Annotated in this window: 15 protein-coding genes; 12 read left to right on the top strand and 3 right to left on the bottom strand. The window is 70.3% G+C overall.

All coding sequences use genetic code 11. The features are described from left to right. The first annotated feature begins 14 nt into the window (after positions 1–14). The 5 genes from AC1RSK_RS08540 (at position 15) to AC1RSK_RS08520 (ending at position 5,543) form a co-directional block, all read left to right on the top strand. A complete protein-coding gene (locus tag AC1RSK_RS08540) occupies positions 15–584 on the top strand; it encodes a carboxymuconolactone decarboxylase family protein (RefSeq protein ID WP_492907069.1) in 570 nt (189 codons plus the stop codon). Next, complete coding sequence (locus AC1RSK_RS08535; protein ID WP_492907068.1) at positions 584–2,071, top strand: sulfatase-like hydrolase/transferase; 1,488 nt, start codon at positions 584–586, stop codon at positions 2,069–2,071. The genes AC1RSK_RS08540 and AC1RSK_RS08535 overlap by 1 nt, the downstream gene beginning before the upstream one ends. A 34-nt stretch (positions 2,072–2,105) precedes the next feature. Further along, the gene (locus AC1RSK_RS08530) at positions 2,106–3,344 is read left to right on the top strand and encodes a hypothetical protein (RefSeq protein WP_492907067.1); all 1,239 of its coding nucleotides are present in this window, start codon (positions 2,106–2,108) and stop codon (positions 3,342–3,344) included. Between the two features lie 69 nt (positions 3,345–3,413). Next, on the top strand, positions 3,414–4,508 hold the full coding sequence (locus tag AC1RSK_RS08525; protein WP_492907066.1) for a S1C family serine protease: 1,095 nt from the start codon (positions 3,414–3,416) through the stop codon (positions 4,506–4,508). Between the two features lie 6 nt (positions 4,509–4,514). Then, positions 4,515–5,543 (top strand): MBL fold metallo-hydrolase, encoded by a 1,029-nt coding sequence (locus AC1RSK_RS08520; RefSeq protein WP_492907065.1) that lies wholly within the window; start codon positions 4,515–4,517, stop codon positions 5,541–5,543. Positions 5,544–5,549: 6 nt separating this feature from the next. Here AC1RSK_RS08520 and AC1RSK_RS08515 read toward each other — a convergent pair whose 3' ends face one another. After that, entirely contained in the window at positions 5,550–7,454 is a 1,905-nt protein-coding gene (locus AC1RSK_RS08515; RefSeq protein WP_492907064.1) for a hybrid sensor histidine kinase/response regulator, read from the bottom strand. Between the two features lie 114 nt (positions 7,455–7,568). On the opposite strand from AC1RSK_RS08515, the gene AC1RSK_RS08510 reads away from it, so the two are divergent. The 3 genes from AC1RSK_RS08510 (at position 7,569) to AC1RSK_RS08500 (ending at position 11,563) form a co-directional block, all read left to right on the top strand. After that, positions 7,569–8,459, top strand: a complete 891-nt coding sequence (locus AC1RSK_RS08510; protein WP_492907063.1) for a hypothetical protein — start codon at positions 7,569–7,571, stop codon at positions 8,457–8,459. Between the two features lie 136 nt (positions 8,460–8,595). Further along, positions 8,596–11,088, top strand: coding sequence for a hypothetical protein (locus AC1RSK_RS08505; protein WP_492907062.1), 2,493 nt, complete (start codon positions 8,596–8,598; stop codon positions 11,086–11,088). 64 nt (positions 11,089–11,152) lie between these two features. Next, a complete protein-coding gene (locus AC1RSK_RS08500) occupies positions 11,153–11,563 on the top strand; it encodes a hypothetical protein (protein WP_492907061.1) in 411 nt (136 codons plus the stop codon). Between the two features lie 9 nt (positions 11,564–11,572). Here AC1RSK_RS08500 and AC1RSK_RS08495 read toward each other — a convergent pair whose 3' ends face one another. Then, on the bottom strand, positions 11,573–12,127 hold the full coding sequence (locus tag AC1RSK_RS08495; protein ID WP_492907060.1) for a TetR/AcrR family transcriptional regulator: 555 nt from the start codon (positions 12,125–12,127) through the stop codon (positions 11,573–11,575). 102 nt (positions 12,128–12,229) lie between these two features. Here AC1RSK_RS08495 and AC1RSK_RS08490 point away from each other — a divergent pair, with 102 nt between their 5' ends. Together AC1RSK_RS08490 and AC1RSK_RS08485 are read left to right on the top strand one after the other, a co-directional pair. Continuing rightward, positions 12,230–12,895, top strand: coding sequence for a hypothetical protein (locus AC1RSK_RS08490; RefSeq protein ID WP_492907059.1), 666 nt, complete (start codon positions 12,230–12,232; stop codon positions 12,893–12,895). Between the two features lie 31 nt (positions 12,896–12,926). Continuing rightward, positions 12,927–13,514 (top strand): TetR/AcrR family transcriptional regulator, encoded by a 588-nt coding sequence (locus tag AC1RSK_RS08485; RefSeq protein WP_492907058.1) that lies wholly within the window; start codon positions 12,927–12,929, stop codon positions 13,512–13,514. On the opposite strand, the gene AC1RSK_RS08480 is transcribed toward AC1RSK_RS08485, so the two are convergent. Next, on the bottom strand, positions 13,511–14,770 hold the full coding sequence (locus AC1RSK_RS08480) for a cytochrome P450 (RefSeq protein ID WP_492907057.1): 1,260 nt from the start codon (positions 14,768–14,770) through the stop codon (positions 13,511–13,513). The two genes, AC1RSK_RS08485 and AC1RSK_RS08480, sit on opposite strands and share 4 nt — an antisense overlap. A 100-nt stretch (positions 14,771–14,870) precedes the next feature. Here AC1RSK_RS08480 and AC1RSK_RS08475 point away from each other — a divergent pair, with 100 nt between their 5' ends. Both AC1RSK_RS08475 and AC1RSK_RS08470 read left to right on the top strand, forming a co-directional pair. Next, the gene (locus AC1RSK_RS08475; RefSeq protein WP_492907056.1) at positions 14,871–15,398 is read left to right on the top strand and encodes a VOC family protein; all 528 of its coding nucleotides are present in this window, start codon (positions 14,871–14,873) and stop codon (positions 15,396–15,398) included. A gap of 94 nt (positions 15,399–15,492) precedes the next feature. Beyond that, positions 15,493–17,172, top strand: a complete 1,680-nt coding sequence (locus AC1RSK_RS08470; RefSeq protein ID WP_492907055.1) for a serine hydrolase domain-containing protein — start codon at positions 15,493–15,495, stop codon at positions 17,170–17,172. Positions 17,173–17,175 lie beyond the last annotated feature (3 nt).

The following is a 17,175-nucleotide window of genomic DNA, read 5'->3' as shown; positions in this document are numbered from 1 at the left end:
GAGAGGAAACCCAAATGCGCCTGACCGCCCCCCGCATCGCCCCCGTGGCCGACGCCGAGCTCAACGACGATCAGAGGGCGGTGCTGGCGCCGATGGTCGGGACCGGGCGGCCGGTGCTGAACATCTTCCGCACCCTGGCGCGGTCGCCGGCGGCGCTGAAGGGGTTCCTGGGCTGGGGCGAGTATGTGCTGTCGAAGAAGAACGACCTGCCGGCCCGCGAGCGGGAGATCGTCATCCTGCGCATCGGCTGGCTGTGCAAGGCCGGCTACGAATGGACCCAGCATGTGCCGATCGGTATCCGGGCGGGGCTGACCGAGGACGAGGTGGCGCGGATCAAGCAGGGGGCGGGCGCCGGCTGGAGCGAGGCCGACGCGGCGCTGATCCGGGCCAGCGATGAGCTGCATGCCGACCACTTCATCAGCGACGGAGCCTGGGCGGCGCTGAAGGCCCATTTCAGCGACAAGCAGTGCATGGACGTGGTGTTCACGGCCGGCCAGTACACCCAGGTCTGCATGATGCTGAACAGTTTCGGGGTGCAGCTCGACGCTGGCCAGACGCTGGATGCGGACCTCAGAGGGTTCTGATGCGCAATCGCCTGACGATCGGACTGGCCCTCGTCGCGACCCTGATCCTGGCGGCCTGCGCGACGCCGGAGCCGGCGGCCACGGCCCAGCGCCGGGCGCCGAACGTCATCGTCATCCTGGCCGACGACCTGGGCTATGGCGACCTCTCCACCTATGGCGGCTGGATCCGGACGCCTAACATCACCGCCCTGGCCGCCTCGGGCGCGCGGTTCACTGACGGCTACGTCTCAGCCGCCGTCTGCGCGCCGTCGCGGGCGGCGCTGCTGACCGGCCGGCCGCAGACCCGCTTCGGCTTCGAGTTCAATCCGGTCGGGCGTGACGCGACCGGCGGGCTGTCGCTGGACGAGACCACTCTGGCCCAGGTGATGAAGGGGGCGGGCTACGCCACCGGCATGGTCGGCAAGTGGCACATCGGCTCCGGGCCCGGCTACCACCCGCTCGACCGCGGCTTCGACAGCTATTTCGGCATCCTCGGCGGGGCCGGCGACTTCTGGGCGGCGCAGGGGCCGGGCGACCTGTTCGCCCCGATCGGCGGCGACGAGCTGACCGTGCGGGCCCGCAGCCCGGTGGTCCGCGGCCGCGCGGTGGTCGAGGAGCCCCGCTACCTGACCGAGGCCTTCACCGATGAAGCCGCCCTTTTCGTGCGGCAGAACCGCGACCGGCCCTTTTTCCTCTACCTGGCCTATACCGCCCCCCACACGCCGCTGCAGGCGACCAGGACCTACGCCGACCGCTTCCCGGACATCGCCGACCCGCACCGCCGGGCCTATGCGGCCATGGTCTCGGCCCTCGATGACGGGGTGGGCAGGGTGATGGCGGAGTTGAAGGCCCAGGGGCTTGAGCGGGACACCATCGTCGTCTTCCTCAGCGACAACGGCTGCGCGGGCTATGTGCGCGGGGCCTGCAGCAACGCGCCGCTGGCCGGGGCCAAGGGCATGTACTGGGAGGGCGGCATCCGGGTGCCCTTCATTCTGTCCGCCCCGGGCCGGGTGGCGGCGGGCCAGCGGGTGTCGACGCCGGTCTCCAGCCTCGACCTGATGGTCACCGCCGCTTGCGCCGCCGGCCGCGCGCCGCCGGCGGCCGCCGAAGGGACGGACCTGCTGGCCCTGCTGCGGGCCGGGGGTTCGGCGCCGGAGCGGGGGCTGTTCTGGCGCTCGGGTCCCAACTATGCGGTGCGCGAGGGGCGCTGGAAGCTGATCGTCGTCAACAGGACCGACAATCTGGACGGGCCGGAAGGCGTCTACGGCAAGCCGACGCCGGACGGCGTGCCGGCGGTGATCTCGCCGCTCGGCCAGTGGACGCTGCTCTATGACCTGGACAGGGATCCGGGCGAGACGACCGACGTTTCCGCGAGCCATCCGGAGGTGGTGCGGCGGCTGACGGCCGGCTACCGCGCCTGGGACCAGCGCAACATTCCGCCGATCTGGACCAGCCGCCGCCAGTTCCGCACCGAGGTGAACGGCCATAGGGTGCAGCTCTACAACTAGGGCCAGGGTCACGAGTGTTGGGGTTGCGATGCGGATGACGCGCAGGACGGTTGTGGCGGCGGGCGCCTTGGCGAGCACGGCGGCGAGCGCGGCGCCGGCGGCCTCCACCATCGCCGAGGACCTCGATCGTTATCTCGGCTTCGGAAACAAGCGCTCGGGCGGACCCGGCGACGAGGCGGCCGGCCAGTGGCTCGAGGGTCGGCTTGCAGCTCTGGGATACAAGACCCGGCGGCAGGGGTTTGAGGTTCCGTTCATCGAGGGCGAGGCCTGCACCCTGACCCCGTACGGCGGCGGAAGATATCCGCTGCTGGCCCAGGCGCCTTACGTGACCGGCGTGGTCGAGGGACGGCTGTACGATCCGGTGACGGCGCGAGGCGATATCGCGGTGGTGTCGTTACCGCATGGCCGATGGTCCAGCAGCCGGCAGCCGCAGGTGCAGGCGGCCATCCACGCGGCGCGAGAGACAGGGGCGAAGGCCATCCTGCTGATGACCACGGGCCCCTCGGGCGAGGCCCTGGCCCTCAACACCCTGCCCGAGGCGGCAGGACCCGGCGCGCCGGCGCTCGCCATCGTGGCGCCGAACGATGTGAGGCCCATTTCGTTGGCGATGGGGCAGGCGGCGCGGTTCGAGCTCACCGGCCGCGCGGGAATGCGGCCGGCCTGGAACCTGATCGGCGAACTGGACCGGGGGGCGGACCGCTGGCTGGTGGTGTCGACGCCGCGGTCGGGGTGGTTCAGCTGCGGCGGCGAGCGGGGCGGGGGGATTGCCGCCTGGCTGGCGCTGGCGACCTGGGCGATGAGGCATACGAACCTGAACCTCGCCTTCCTGAGCACCAGCGGCCATGAGTGGGAGAACCTCGGCGGCCACAAGGCCATCGCCGAGGCCATGCCCAAGCCCGAGCAGACGGCGCTGTGGTTCCACCTGGGCGCCAATCTGGCGGCGCGGGACTGGCATGAGGCGGGTGGCGCGCTGTCGCCGCTGCCCAGCGCCGATTCCCAGCGCTATCTGGTGGCGACGCCGCAGCTGCTCGACAAGGCGCGCGCCGCCTTCGCCGGCCTGCCAGGGCTGGAGGCGCCCTATCCCTCCAGCCGTGGCGCGGCGGGAGAGCTGGGCGAGATTCTGAAGGCCGGGTACGCCCCGGCCGCCGGGGTGTTCGGATCGCACCGGCTGCACCACGCGGCTATCGACGACGCCCGCTGCCTGCATCCGCCGCTGGTCGAGGCGGCGACGGCGGCCTGCCTGCGCTTTCTGGAGGCGGCGCTACGCCCTTGAGGCGAGCAACCCTTGGCCGGCCGCTCCGCCTGTGGTTCTATCCGCGTTAACCATTTGGGGGCGTGGGGCATGATGAAGGGCCGCAAGTATCAGTCGTTCCACCGGGCGCGCAGCCCGGCGCGCCGGCTGCCGGCCTTTTCCTTCCCGCCAGAAGCCGATTTCGTGTTCGACGTGGGCGACCGCGCCTTCGAGGCCGGGCCGTCCAGCCCGGTCATGCCGATGGCCAACAGCGACCTGCTGGACGCCTATTCCAACGCCGTGGTCCGCGCCGTCGAGCATGTCGGCCCGGCCGTGGTTCGCGTCCAGCCGCTGACCAGCGACCGCAGCTTCGCCGGCGAGGGCTCGGGCTTCGTGGTCAGCCCCGAAGGCCTGATCCTGACCAACAGCCATGTGGTCCAGGGCTTCGGCCGTTTCGCCATCATCACCGCCGAGGGCCGGGCGCTCACCGCCCGCTGCGTCGGCGACGATCCCGACACCGACATCGCCCTCCTGAAGGTCGAGCAGAACGTCCGCCTGCCGCACGCCCGCCTTGGGGATTCCAAGCTGCTGCGGCGCGGCCAGCTGGTCATTGCGATCGGCGCTCCGCTCGGCTTCGAGGCGACGGTGACCACCGGGGTGGTCTCGGCGCTGGGCCGGTCCCTGCGCGGCGAGCGCGGCCGGCTGATCGAGGACCTGATCCAGACCGACGCGGCCCTCAACTACGGCAACAGCGGCGGGCCGCTGGTCAACAGCGCCGGCGAGGTGGTCGGCATCGCCACCGCCGTGATCTCCGGCGCCCAAGGCCTCTGTTTCGCCGTCGCCGCCAACACCGCCAGCTTCGTGATGGCCGAGCTGTTGGCCCACGGCCATGTGCGGCGCGGCTCGATCGGCGTCGTCGCCCAGCAGACCCCGGTGCCGCCGGCCATGGCCCGCGCCGCCGGCGTCACCCAGGCCTACGCCGTCTGGGTCGCCGCCGTCGAACCGCACGGTCCCGCGGCCAAGGCGGGTCTGGCCGAGGGCGACCTCTTGATCGCCGCCGATGGCCGGCCGCTGACGGGTTTGGATGATCTGCTGCGCGTGCTGGGTCCGGGAAGCATCGATCACTCGATCAGCTTCGACCTGATCCGGGCCGGCAAGCGGATGAACGTCAAGATCACCCCCAAGGCCCGCAAGAAGAACGGCTAGGTCGCCGTGCTGTTCGAACAGATCGCCACCGGTGGCTGCCAGTCCTATCTGGTCGGCTGCCCGGGCTCCCTGGGGGCGGTGCTGATCGATCCGGAGATCAGCCAGATCGACCGCTACCGGGCGCTGGCCTCGCAGGCCGGCGTGCGTATCCGCTACGTCATCGACACCCACACCCACGCCGACCACTTCTCGGCCGCCAGGCAGCTCAGCGATATGCTCGGCGCGCCGGCGGTGATGCACAGGCTGAGCCCGGCGCCGCATGCGGCCCTGCGGCTCGACGACGACGAGGCGCTGATCGTCGGCGACCTTCGCATCAGGGCGCTGCACACCCCGGGGCATACGGCCGATTCCATGTGCCTGGTGGTGCGCGACCGGGTGTTCACCGGCGACACCCTGCTGATCGGCGGCACGGGCCGCACCGACCTGCCGACCGGCGATCCGGACCAGCTGTACGACAGCCTGTTCGGCAAGCTGTTGACCCTGGACCACGCCCTGCTGGTCTACCCGGCCCATGACTACAAGGGCCGCGGCCACTCCACCCTGGGGGCCGAGATCGCTGAGAACCCGCGGCTGCAGAAGCGCGAGCGGGCCGCGTTCGTCCAGATGATGCGCGAGCTGAACCTGGCCGCCCCGACCCATCTGACCGAGGCCCTGCGCACCAATATGACCGGCGGCAAGACGGTCAGCCAGCTGCTGGCCGAGGCGGCGGCGGTGGCGCCCTTCATCGGGCTGGAGGATTTGAACAGGCTCCTGGCGCGCCGGCCCAACGACCTCTTGATCCTGGATGTGCGCGAGGAAAGCGCCTTTCTGGCCGGCCATATCCCTGGGGCCATGCACCTGCCGCGCGGCCAGCTGGAGCTGCGCGTCAACGAGGCCATCCCCGATCCGACCGTGCGCATCGTCACCTGCTGCGAGTTCGGCAAGATCTCGACCCTGGCGGCCGCGACCCTGCGCAGCCTGGGCTTCATGCGCGCCACCGCCCTGGATGGCGGCATGAAGACCTGGCGCGAGGATGGCTATCCGCTGGAGACCTGAGCCGGCTCAGGGGGCGACAAGTCGCCCGGCCACCGCATGCAGCGCCCTGGCCAGCTCCGCCTGGTTGTAGGGCTTGGCCAGCCGGGGCAGGGCGCTGTCGGCGCCCGGCGGCAGCTCGGCATAGCCGCTGGCCATGATCACCGGCAGGTCCGGCCAGCGGGCGGCGATGTCGCGGCTGAGGTCGAGGCCGTTGCGCCGCGGCATCGCATAGTCGGTGATCACCACATCGACGGTGTGTTCGGCCAGCAGCCGCATGGCCTCGATCGCCGAGGAGGCGGCGAAGACGCTGTGGCCAAGGTCCTCCAGCATGGCGGTGGTGTTGAGCAGCACCAGGGCGTCGTCGTCGACCGCCAGCAGCCGCATCGGTCGGTGGGTCATCGGCTGAGCGCTGGCCGCCGGCCCCGGGGTCTTCACCGCCTCCTGGCTGCGCGGCAGCAGGATGTCGACCCGCGTGCCGAGGCCGGGCTGGCTGGTGATGTCCAACCGCCCGCCGGACTGTTCGGCCAGGCCGTAGACCATCGACAGGCCAAGGCCGGTGCCCTTGCCGACCCCCTTGGTGGTGTAGAAGGGTTCGCGGGCGCGGTTCAGAGTCTCGGCGTCCATGCCCTCGCCCTCATCGATGACGCTGAGCCGGACATAGTCTCCAGGCTCCAGCCCCGAGCCGGCCCCGATGACCTGCAGCGCCGCCTCGACGATGATCTCGCCGCCGCCGGGCATGGCGTCGCGGGCGTTGACCACCAGGTTGAGCAGGGCGGTCTCCAGCTGGTTGGTGTCGGTGCGCACCGGCGGCAGGTCGCCGGACGAGCGCAGGTTCAGCTGGATCATCGGCCCGACCGAGCGCTGCAACAGGTCGGCCATGCCGCGCACCAGGGATGGCACGTCGACGGCCGCCAGCGCCAGCTCCTGCTTGCGGGCGAAGGCCAGCATGCGCTGGGTCACGGCCGCGCCGCGCTCCGCGCCCTGGACGGCGTTCTCCAGCAGGACGCGGGCCTTGGGATCGTCCGGCAGGCGTTTGCGCAGCAGTTCCAGGCTGCCGAGGATGGCCATCAGGAGGTTGTTGAAATCATGCGCCACCCCGCCGGTCAGCTGGCCGATAGCGTCCAGCTTCTGGCTCTGCAGCAGGCTTTCACGGGCCTCGGCCAGCGCCTTCTGGGTCTCGACCCGTTCGGTGACGTCGCGGGTGATCTTGGCGAAGCCGATCACCTCGCCGTGGTCGTCCTTGATGGCGTCGATCACCACATGGGCCAGGAAGCGGCTGCCGTCCTTGCGCACCCGCCAGCCCTCGGCTTCGAATCGACCCGCCTCGCGGGCCTGGCCAAGGGCCTCGGCCGGGACGTTCCGCGCCCGGTCCTCATCGGTGTAGAAGCGCGAGAAGTGACTGCCGATGATCTCTTCGGGCCGGTATTGCTTGATGCGCTGGGCGCCCAGGTTCCAGCTGCTGACCCGGCCCTCCGGGTCCAGCATGTAGATGGCGTAGTCGGCGACTCCCTCGACCAGCAGCCGGAACTGCTCCTCGCTGCGCCGCAGGGTCTCTGCGGCGGCCTTTCGGTCGGTCAGGTCGCGGGTGACCTTGGCGAAGCCGATCACCGTCCCGCCCGGCTCGATGATCGGGTCGATGACCACATGAGCCCAGAATTGCGAGCCGTCCTTGCGCACCCGCCAGCCCTCGGCTTCGAAACGGCCCTCATCGCGGGCGGTCCGCAGGGCGCGGGCGGGCAGGCCGGTGGCCCGGTCCTCGTCCGTATAGAAACGGGAGAAATGCTGGCCGACGATCTCGACCGCCTTGTAGCCCTTGAACCGCTCAGCGCCCGGATTCCAGCTGACCACGCGCCCCGAGGCGTCGAGCATATAGATGGCATAGTCGGTGATGCTGTCGATCAGCAGCCGATATGGGTCCAGCCCCGTGGCCATTTCTGTCCTGGCGTTGATAATCTCGTCCCCACGGCGGCATGACGGCGCCAATGCAATACGTCCGACGGGGATGGCGGTTCCCGGAGGAGGGCCGTCGAAGCGGAGTGTTGCACATTGGCCGAGTGGGTCGAAAGGTCCGGAGCCACGCCGCGGTATCTGTCGGCGGAAACCATCCGGCGCCATCCCCTGTTCGACGAGGCGGAGGCCCTGCTCATCGAGGACCTGGCCCGGCTGCATGGCGACGACCGCCGGCTCGTCCGGGGCCTGTTCGAATACGACCGCGCGGTGATCTTCATGCTGGCGATCTGCATCGCCATGAACGAACGCGAGGACGATCCGGCGACCTGGCTCACCCTGGCCAGCCTTGGTGAGGGCGCGGTGCATCTGGGGATCGAGCCGGGGCGGCGGCTGCGGCGGCTGGTCGAGGACATGCGGGCGGACGGTTACCTGCTGGGCGATCCGATGCCGGGCGACCGGCGGCGACATCGCCTGGCCCCATCCGAGCGCATGCTGGCGGTCGACCGCGACTGGGTGGCGGCGTTCCACGCGCCGCTGGCCCTGCTGGCCCCAGACGAGCCCCGCCACCAGGCCGCCGTGGCGCGTGACCCGGACTATCACCGGGCCTATCGCAAGGTGGCGCTGTCGACCCTGGATGTGGCGCGCCAGACCATCACCCAGCATCCGGCGGTCGATTCCTTCCTGCACCAGGCCAGCGGCGCCCGGGTGCTGGCGACCCTGATGCAGGTCACCCGCGAGGCGGCCGACGGATGGTCGCCGTCCGGTTTCTACAGCTTGCTCGGCGAGCGCAGCGCCACGACCCGCGTGCATGTCCGCAACATGCTGCGGGCGGCGGCGCGGGCGGGCTATGTCGAGATTTCCGACGAGCACGACGTGCGCGTGCGCCCCACGCCGCATCTGCGAGACGACTTCGCGGGCTGGGCCGCCGATTCCCTGTCGTCGACCGACCTGGTGTCGGCGATCAGCGCCGCGGCGCCGCCAGACTGAGCCTTAGGCGACCTTACCAGTTTGTTCCGTTGAAACCACCTCCCGAAGCGATGAAATCGCCGGGCTGAACCTAAGCATTCCGTTGTCAAAACCCAGGTCCCCGCGGCGCGCGGGGGCGTTCTCGGGGAGCGAACCCATGGCCTTCGACGCCGTCATCTACCTCTCGACCCTGACCGCCGATGCCGGCATCGTCCTGCCCAGCGTCATCGCCGGCGGGCGGGCCGGCCATTCGGTGTCCAACGGCGGAGACCTGAACGGCGACGGCCTGGACGACTTCGTCGTCTCCGCGCCCTACGCCAACTATGGCGCTGGCGGCGCCGTCTATGTGGTGTTCGGCAAGACCGGGAACTTCAACCCCCTGCTCACCCTCTCGACGCTCGACGGGACCAACGGCTTCCGCATCACGTCGGAGACCAACGCCGTGGTGCTGGGCTGCCAGGTCGACGCGGCCGGCGACCTCAACGGCGACGGGGTGGACGACCTGATCATCGGCGCCCGCAGGTCCTCCACCGGGGCGAACAGCGGCGGCGCCGCCTATGTGGTGTTCGGCCAGACCACCCCCTTCGCCGCCGAACTCTCCGTGGCCAGCCTGGACGGCGCCAACGGTTTCCAGATCGATGGCTTCCAGGCGTTCGGCCGCCTCGGCGGCTCGGTCGCCGGCCTCGGCGACATCAACGGCGACGGCTTCGACGATGTCGCCGTCGGCATGAGCTATGGCGACTCCTATGGCTCCGGCAGCGGCACGACCTTCGTGGTGTTCGGGACCGACCAGGGCCATCCCGCCAACCTCTCGGCGGCGGCCATCGATGGCGGCAACGGCTTCACGATCGTCGGGGCCCAGCCCGGCAGCCGCTCGGGCTACTCGGTCGCCGGGGTGGGCGATGTCAACGGTGATGGTTGGAACGACCTGCTGATCGGGGCCCGGCTCGCCTCTCCGGGCGGCGTCTACAAGGCGGGCGAGGCCTACCTGGTCTACGGGTCCGGCGATGGCTTCGGCAGCGAACTGCACCTCGCCGGCCTGACCGGCGCGACCGGCATGCGCATGAGCGGCGCGACCACCCTAAACTACGCCGGCCGCTGGGTGAGCGGCGTCGGCGACATCAACGGCGATGGGATGGCCGACTTCGCGGTCGGCGCGGTGTCGCTCGGAAGCGGCAGCCCCGGCGCGGCCTATGTCGTCTTCGGCTCCGCCGGCGGCCTGCCGGCCAGCCTGAACCTCGAGACCCTGAACGGGACCAATGGCTTCATCGTCCGCGGCCTCGCGTCGGGCGACTTCACCGGCTGGTCGTCGGCGAGCGCCGGCGACCTCAACGGCGACGGCGTCGACGACCTGGTGCTCGGCGCCCGAGGGGCCAGCACCAACGGCGCGCAAAGCGGATCGGCCTATGTGATCTTCGGCAAGACCACGGCCTTCGCCGCGACCTTCGACCTGGCCACGCTCGACGGCGTCGTCGGCTTCGAACTGCGCGGGGCATCGTTCTCCGACCAGGCGGGCTGGTCGGTCGAGGGCGGCGGCGACTTCAACAACGACGGCGTCGAGGACCTGCTGGTCGGCGCCCCGTTCGCCGACCCGTTCGGCGCCAGCAACGCCGGCGCGGCTTACGTGATCTACGGCCGGGCCGATCCCATGACCCTGGTCGGCGGCGCCGGGGGCGAGACCCTGACCGGCGGGGCTGCCGCCGACAGCCTCTCGGGCATGGGCGGCCAGGACATCCTCGAAGGCCGCGGCGGGGACGACACGCTCGACGGCGGCGACATGTCCGACCTGCTGAACGGCGGGGCGGGGGCGGACGACCTGATCGGCGGGTCGGGTGGCGATGTGCTGAACGGCGACGATGGCGCCGACGACCTCTATGGCGGCGACGGCCATGACAAGCTGTTCGGCGGGCTAGACTGGGACGACATGGTCGGTGGCCTGGGCAACGACCGCTTCGAGGGCGGCGGGGGCGTCGACGCACTGTTCGGGCTGGAGGGCAACGACTACCTGGACGGCGGGATCGACGGCGACGTCCTGTTCGGCGGCGTCGGCAACGATATCTATCTGATCGACAACGGGAGCGACCAGGCCTTCGAGACGGCCGGCGAAGGCTACGACATCGTCCGCACCGCCCTGGACGGCTGGGTGCTGGGCGACAATTTCGAGGGGCTGGAGCTGGGCGGCGGCGACATCGACGGGGTCGGCAACGCCCTGGCCAACAACCTCCAGGGCGGCGGCGGGGCCAATACCCTGTCGGGCGAAGCCGGCAACGATACGATCAACGGCAACGACGGCGACGACGTGATCATCGGCGGCCTGGGCGGCGACCTGCTGCGCGGCGGGACCGGGCTCGACTGGTTCGTCGTCACCCATGCCTTCGGCGCGACCCTGGAGACCGACCAGATCCACGACTTCTCGACCGCCGAGGGCGACGCGCTCGACCTGTCCGGGGTCGACGCCGACACCGGGACCGCCGGCGACCAGGCCTTCACCCTGGTCGGCGCCTTCAGCAAGGCGGCGGGGCAGATGACCCTGGCCTTCGCCGGCGGCCTCACCACCCTTCGCCTCGACGTCAACGGCGACGGCCGGACCGACTACCAGATGCGGATCAACGGCGACGTCACCGCCGATTCCGGGGACTGGCTGCTGTAGGGCCGGGGGTTGCCATCGCCGGGAATTCCCGCCTAGCTGGTACCTCACGCGTGGAGTGAGGGGCATGGGATTGCTGAGAACCTGGCAGGCGCTGGACGGCCGGCTGACGCTGGCGTTCGAGCTCGCCTACGACTGGCGGCCCGGTGACGAGGGGCCGCCGGTCTCACTGGTCATCACCTCCGCCGCCGATCGGGGCGACAGCCGGGCCGTGGCGGTGAGCAGGACCAGCGAGACCAAGCTGGACGCGCGCTTCGGCTCGGGCTGCTACGTCGTCGGCTGGCTGGCCTGGCGCAACGGGATCCATATCCATGGCGGGCCCCACTCGGCGGTGTTCGCCGACATTCATTTCGGATCGGGACGGGCCGGGGACTCCCATTTCGAAGGCGTCATGGTGAGCTGGCCCGAGCGGTCCCCGCGGCCGCCGGACCCGCCTCAACCCGATCCGCCGCAGCCGCCGCTCGATCCGCCCGAGTGAGCGACGCCTCTAGCCCCGCGCCGCCGTCACCATTCCCCGGGTCGTCCGCCGCAGCGCCATGGCGATCTCGGCCGGGGTCGCCTCGGCCTCGCCGGTGACCCAGGCGCGGAGCAGGCCCAGCTGCGCCTCGGCGATCTGCAGGGCCAGCAGGCGGGGCGGCCAGGCCAGGGGCTCGGCCGGCAGCCTGGCCTCGATGGCGTCGGCCAGCCGGCGGATGCCGCGCGGCGAGGTCAGAGGGGCGCGCGGGCCGGTCATGACGCGGCGGCCCAGCGCTCGGTTCTCCCAGATGTGGGCGGTCAGGAAGACCATGGGGTGGGCCTCCCCCTCATCGCCGCAGGCGGAGGCCAGGGTGTCGAAGAACCAGCCCATGCTGTCGAACAGCAGCTCGTCCTTGTCCTTGTAGTGGGCATAGAAGGTCGAGCGGCCGACGTCGGCGGTCTCGGCGATCTCGGACACCTGGATGTCGTCATAGCGACGGCGGGTGACCATGCCGACGAAGGCGCTGAGCAGGGCCCCGCGCGTCTTGCGCTCGCGGCGGTCGGCCGGGACGGTCGTGCTGGACATCTGGCCCCCTGTGTCCGGTTTCGGACGGATGTGGCCTCGCGTCCGCTGTGCGGGGCCCCACGGCCGCTAGCATGCCCCTCCAACGCTTCCGGAGACAAGAGTATGACCGACACCGCCCCGCGCTTTCCGCGAGACCGCAAAAGCGCCCTGATGATCGGCGGCGGTTCGCTGCTGATGGCGCTGGCCATGGCCCACCATCCGACGGCGCACGGCGAGACGCTGGGTGAGGTCGTGAACGGCATGGTGCGCGGCGCGGCGTTCAACGGCCTGGTTCACGGGGTTCTGGTGGCGGTGATGGGCTTGCTGGCCATCGGCTATGCCGGGTTCGCCGACAGCCTGGTCTATCCCGGGCTGGCGCGGGCCGGGCGGCTGGCCTATTTCGCCGGGGCCCTGGCGCTGGGCGCGGCCGGCCTGGTCAACGGCTTCGCGACGCCGGCCCTGGCGGCGGAGCTGGCGACGGGCGACGCTGCCGCGCTGGTCGCCGCCCGTCCGGTGTTCGACGCCCTCTGGGCGCTCAACCAGGCCTTCGCCGCCGCCGGTGTCGCGGCCATCGGCACGGCTGTGGTGGTGTGGTCGATCGCGCTGTTCCACCAGGGCGGGCCCGGCCGCTGGGTCGGCGTGGCCGGGGCCCTGGCGTCCACCGCCTGCCTGGTCGCCCTGATCGGCGGCTGGCTGACCCTCGACGTCCACGGCTTTGGCCTGTTCGTGCTGGTCCAGGCGGTCTGGGGGCTGGCGGTGGCGGCGCTGATGCTGTGGGGACGGCGTTGAAGAGGCCGGCCCATCGGCGCTAGATGCGCCGGTGACCGCCAAAGCCAGGACATCCCTGCAGGACGCCGCCGGCATTCGCGGCAAGGCCCTCGACGCCGCCGCCGCCATCCTGGCCGAGCAGGGCGTGGAGGCGCTGAACCTGCGGGCCATCGCCGAGACGGCCGGCATTGGGCTGGCCTCGATCTACCACTACTTCGAGAACAAGGAGGCGCTGCTGGTCAGCCTGGCCCTGATGGGGCTGGAGGACCTGCGGCGGGACATTCTCGACTACCAGGCCCGCCCCGAATTCCTCTCGCCGATGCGCGGCGGGGCGCGGGCCTTTTTCGGCTTCGTCGAGACCCGGCCGGAGCTGTTCTCGCTGATGCTGGGCGAGCGGCTGCTTTCCCGCCATTCGGAGCTGCGCGAGGCCGAGTACCGGATGTTCGAGGCCTACAGGGCCGCCGTCCTGATCGACGACCGCATCCCGGAAGGCCGCCGTGAGAACGCCGCCCATGCGCTATGGGCGCTGGGCCGCGGCATGGCGGCGATCATCGCCTCCTACCCGGCCGGCCAGCGGCCGCCGGAGATCATGGCCAAGCTGTCGGCCGGCGCCGCCTGGCTGATTGACCGTCAGGATTAGGCTCGCGCCGGGATGATCACCGGCATGGTCTCGTAGCCGCGCACGAAGGTGGAATAGGTGCGCTTCGGCTCGCCGGTCAGCCGCACTTCCGGGAAGCGCTTGAGGATCTCTTCCCAGATGATGGTCAGCTGCAGCTCGGCCAGGCGGTTGCCGACGCAGCGGTGGATGCCGAAGCCGAAGGAGATGTGCTGGCGGGGCCGGGCGCGGTCGATGATGTAGTCGTTGGGCCGCTCGATGGCGGTATCGTCGCGGTTGCCCGACAGGTACCACATGACCACCTTGTCGCCCTCGCGGATCAGCTTGCCGCCGACCTCGGTGTCGGCCACGCAGGTGCGGCGCATGTGGGCCAGGGGCGTCTGCCAGCGGATGGTTTCGGAGACCATCGAGGGGATCAGTTCCGGGTGCGCGCGCAGCTTGGCGTACTGGTCCGGGTTCTGGTTCAGGGCCAGGATCGAGCCGGAGATGGTGTTGCGGGTGGTGTCGTTGCCGCCGACGGTCAGCAGCACGACGTTGCCGAAGAATTCGCGCGGCTCCATATCCCGCGTCGCCGGATGGTGGGCCAGCATGGAGATCATGTCGGCGGCCGGCGGGGCGTTGACCTTCTGGTTCCACAGATTGGCGAAATAGGCCTGGTACTCGACGAAAATCTCGATCTTCTCCTCGAGCGTCTCGACCAGGCCGCCCGGCACGGGGATGGCAGTGACCACGTCCGACCAGTGGGTCAGCTTGCGGCGATCCTCCTGCGGCGCGTCGAACAGGGTGGCCAGGGTCATGGCCGTCAGTTCCTTGGAGACCAGGTCGACCCAGTCGAATTCCTCGCCGATCGGCAGGCCGTCGAGAATGGCGCCGGCCCGCTCGCGGATGACCGGGGCCATGGTCTGCAGGTTGGCCGGCGAGACCGCCGGGCTGACCGCCTTGCGCTGCACGTCGTGGCGCGGCGGGTCCATGGCGATGAACATCGGCAGCGGCTCGAAGTTCGACGAGCCGCCGGCGATGGTAATGCCGCCCTTCAGGAAGTCGGAGCTGAAGGCCTGGTGGTTGGTGTCGACGGCCATGATGTCGTCGTAGCGGGTGATCGACCAGTAGGGGCCGTGCTCGCTCTGGGCGCACCAGTGGACCGGGTCCTCGGCCCGCAGGCGGTCGAAGATGGGCAGAACGTCGTCCGCTTGGAACAGGGCCGGCTGGGCCGGGTCCAGCTTGTCCAGCGGGATGTCATAGACCGGATGCCGTTTGGCGGTGATCGATCCGTCGGCCATGGCGCGCTCCCATTCTGTCTGTTGGCCGACATCGAAAGGCTTCGAACAGCGTTTCACAAGACCTCGAAAAGGGGGTCTGTTGGCGGAACGGAGGATGGCGATGAGTCGGATTTTCGGGGCGGTCTGCCAGAACGGCTATGTGGTGCGCGACATCCACGCGGCCATGGACCACTGGATCAAAGTCATGGGCGTCGGTCCCTGGTTCTTCATCGAGGAGGTGAAGACCGACTGGTTCCGCCATCGTGGCCAGGCCTCGGACGTGAAGATGAGCATCGCCCTGGCCAACAGCGGCGACCTGCAGATCGAGCTGATCCAGCAGACCAACGACGCCCCGTCGATGTACCGCGAGTTCCTGGACGCCGGCCACGAGGGGCTGCAGCACATGAGCTACTGGACCCGCGACTACCAGGGCCTCTACGACCGGGCGCTGTCGCTGGGCTACCAGGTCGGGCACGAGGGCCAGATCGGCGGCGAGCAGGGGCGCTTCGCCTACTTCGACACCCAGGGGCATCCCGGCACGGTGATCGAGATCTCCGACATCAGTGGCGGCAAGGGCAGGTTCTTCGAGCACATCCGGCGCAAGGCGGCCGAGTGGGATGGGACCGATCCCATCCGGCCGGTCGCCTGACGCCGGCAAGATTGCCGATTTGACACGAGGCAGGCGCGGGGTTTTGCGCCAATGTCGCGACCGGCTGCTGTTTTCAACCTGTGGGGACGTTCCGATGATCAAGCCCAACGCCATGGCGCTGGCCCTCACCCTCGCCCTCGGCTCGCTGGCGCCCGGCCTTGTCCAGGCCCAGACCCCGGCCGCCGCGCCCTCGCAGGCCGAGGTCGCCCGCTACGCCAGGGACCTGCTGGACAGCAGCTATGCCGCCCAAGGGCCCGGCGCGGCGGTGCTGGTGGCGCGCGGCGACACGGTGCTGTTCCGCGGCGCGCGGGGCCAGGCCGACACGGCGGCCCATACGCCCCTGTCGCCCGACCAGCTGTTCCGCATCGGCTCGGTGACCAAGCAGTTCGCCGCCGCCGGCGTGCTGAAGCTGGTCGAGGACGGCAAGGTCAGGCTGGACGATCCGCTGTCGAAGTATGTTCCGGGCTATCCGGGCGGCGACAAGGTCACCGTCCTCATGCTGCTCAACCATACCTCCGGCATCAAGAGCTACACCGGCATCCCCGGCTACATGGTCGAGCCGATCAAGCGCGATCTGACCACGGCCCAGATGATCGAGGTGTTCAAGGGCCAGACCGACTTCAATCCCGGCGAGAAGTGGTCCTACAACAACAGCGGCTATGTGCTGGTCGGAGCGGTGATCGAGGCGGCCAGCGGCAAGCCCTGGTACGAGTATCTCGACGAGGTGCTGTTCAAGCCGCTGGGCATGACCAACACCGGCTATGGCGGCGATCCGAAGATCATCGCGCGGCAGGTCAAGGGCTACAGCCTCGAGGACGGCAAGGTGGTCCCGATGCGGACTCTGAGCATGACCCAGCCGCACGCCGCCGGGGCCCTGGTCTCGACGGTCGACGACCTCTTGAAATGGAACCGCGCCCTGCATGAGGGGCGGGTGCTGAAGATCGAGACCTACAACCAGATGATCACCCCGGTCGGCGCCGCCGTGGAGTCCAAGTACGGCTTCGGCATCGGGGCCGGCCAGATGCGCGGCGCCCCGGCGCTGCTGCACAGCGGCGGCATCTTCGGCTTCGTCTCGCAGCTGACCTACGTTCCCGGGCCCGACATCACCGTGGTGGTGCTGCAGAACACCGATAGCGGCGGCGACCCCGGCAGCCTCGGCCGCCGGCTGGCGGCGTCGGCGCTGGGCGATCCCTATCCGGCGGCCAAGGCCGTGCCGGTCGAGGCGGCCGTCCTCAAGGGCGCCGAGGGCGTCTACCGCTTCGACGCCGAGACCATCCGGGTGCTGCGCGTCGTCGATGGCAGGCTGACCGCCCAGCGCGGCGGTGGGCCGCGCGCGGCGCTGATCCCGATCGGGCCGGACGATTTCCTCTATGAGGACGGCCTCAACCGGCTGAAGCTGGAGCGGGACGCCAAGGGCGCCATCATCGGCATGCGGTTTTTCCAGATGGGTGACGGTCCCGGCGTGGTCGGGGTCCGCACCAACGATCCGCTGCCCGTGGCGCCGGCCGCGCTGAAGCTGCCCCGCGCCGCCCTCGACCGCCTGGTCGGCGACTACCAGAGCCCCGGGCCGCCGATGACGGTCTTCCTCGACGGCGAGGCCCTGAAGGCCCAGCTGCCCGGCCAGAACCCGGTGACCCTGCGCGCCGCCTCGCCGACCAGGTTCGACATCGTCGAGGTCGAGGCCTCGCTGGAATTCGACGGCGGCGAGGCCCCGGCCCAGCAGATCACCCTGCGCCAGGGCGGGCAGACGCTGGTCTTCAAGCGCAAGCCGTGACGG

The organism is Caulobacter sp. GW821-FHT11A05 (assembly GCF_058809015.1).
This window is presented reverse-complemented; position numbering and strand designations above follow the sequence as displayed.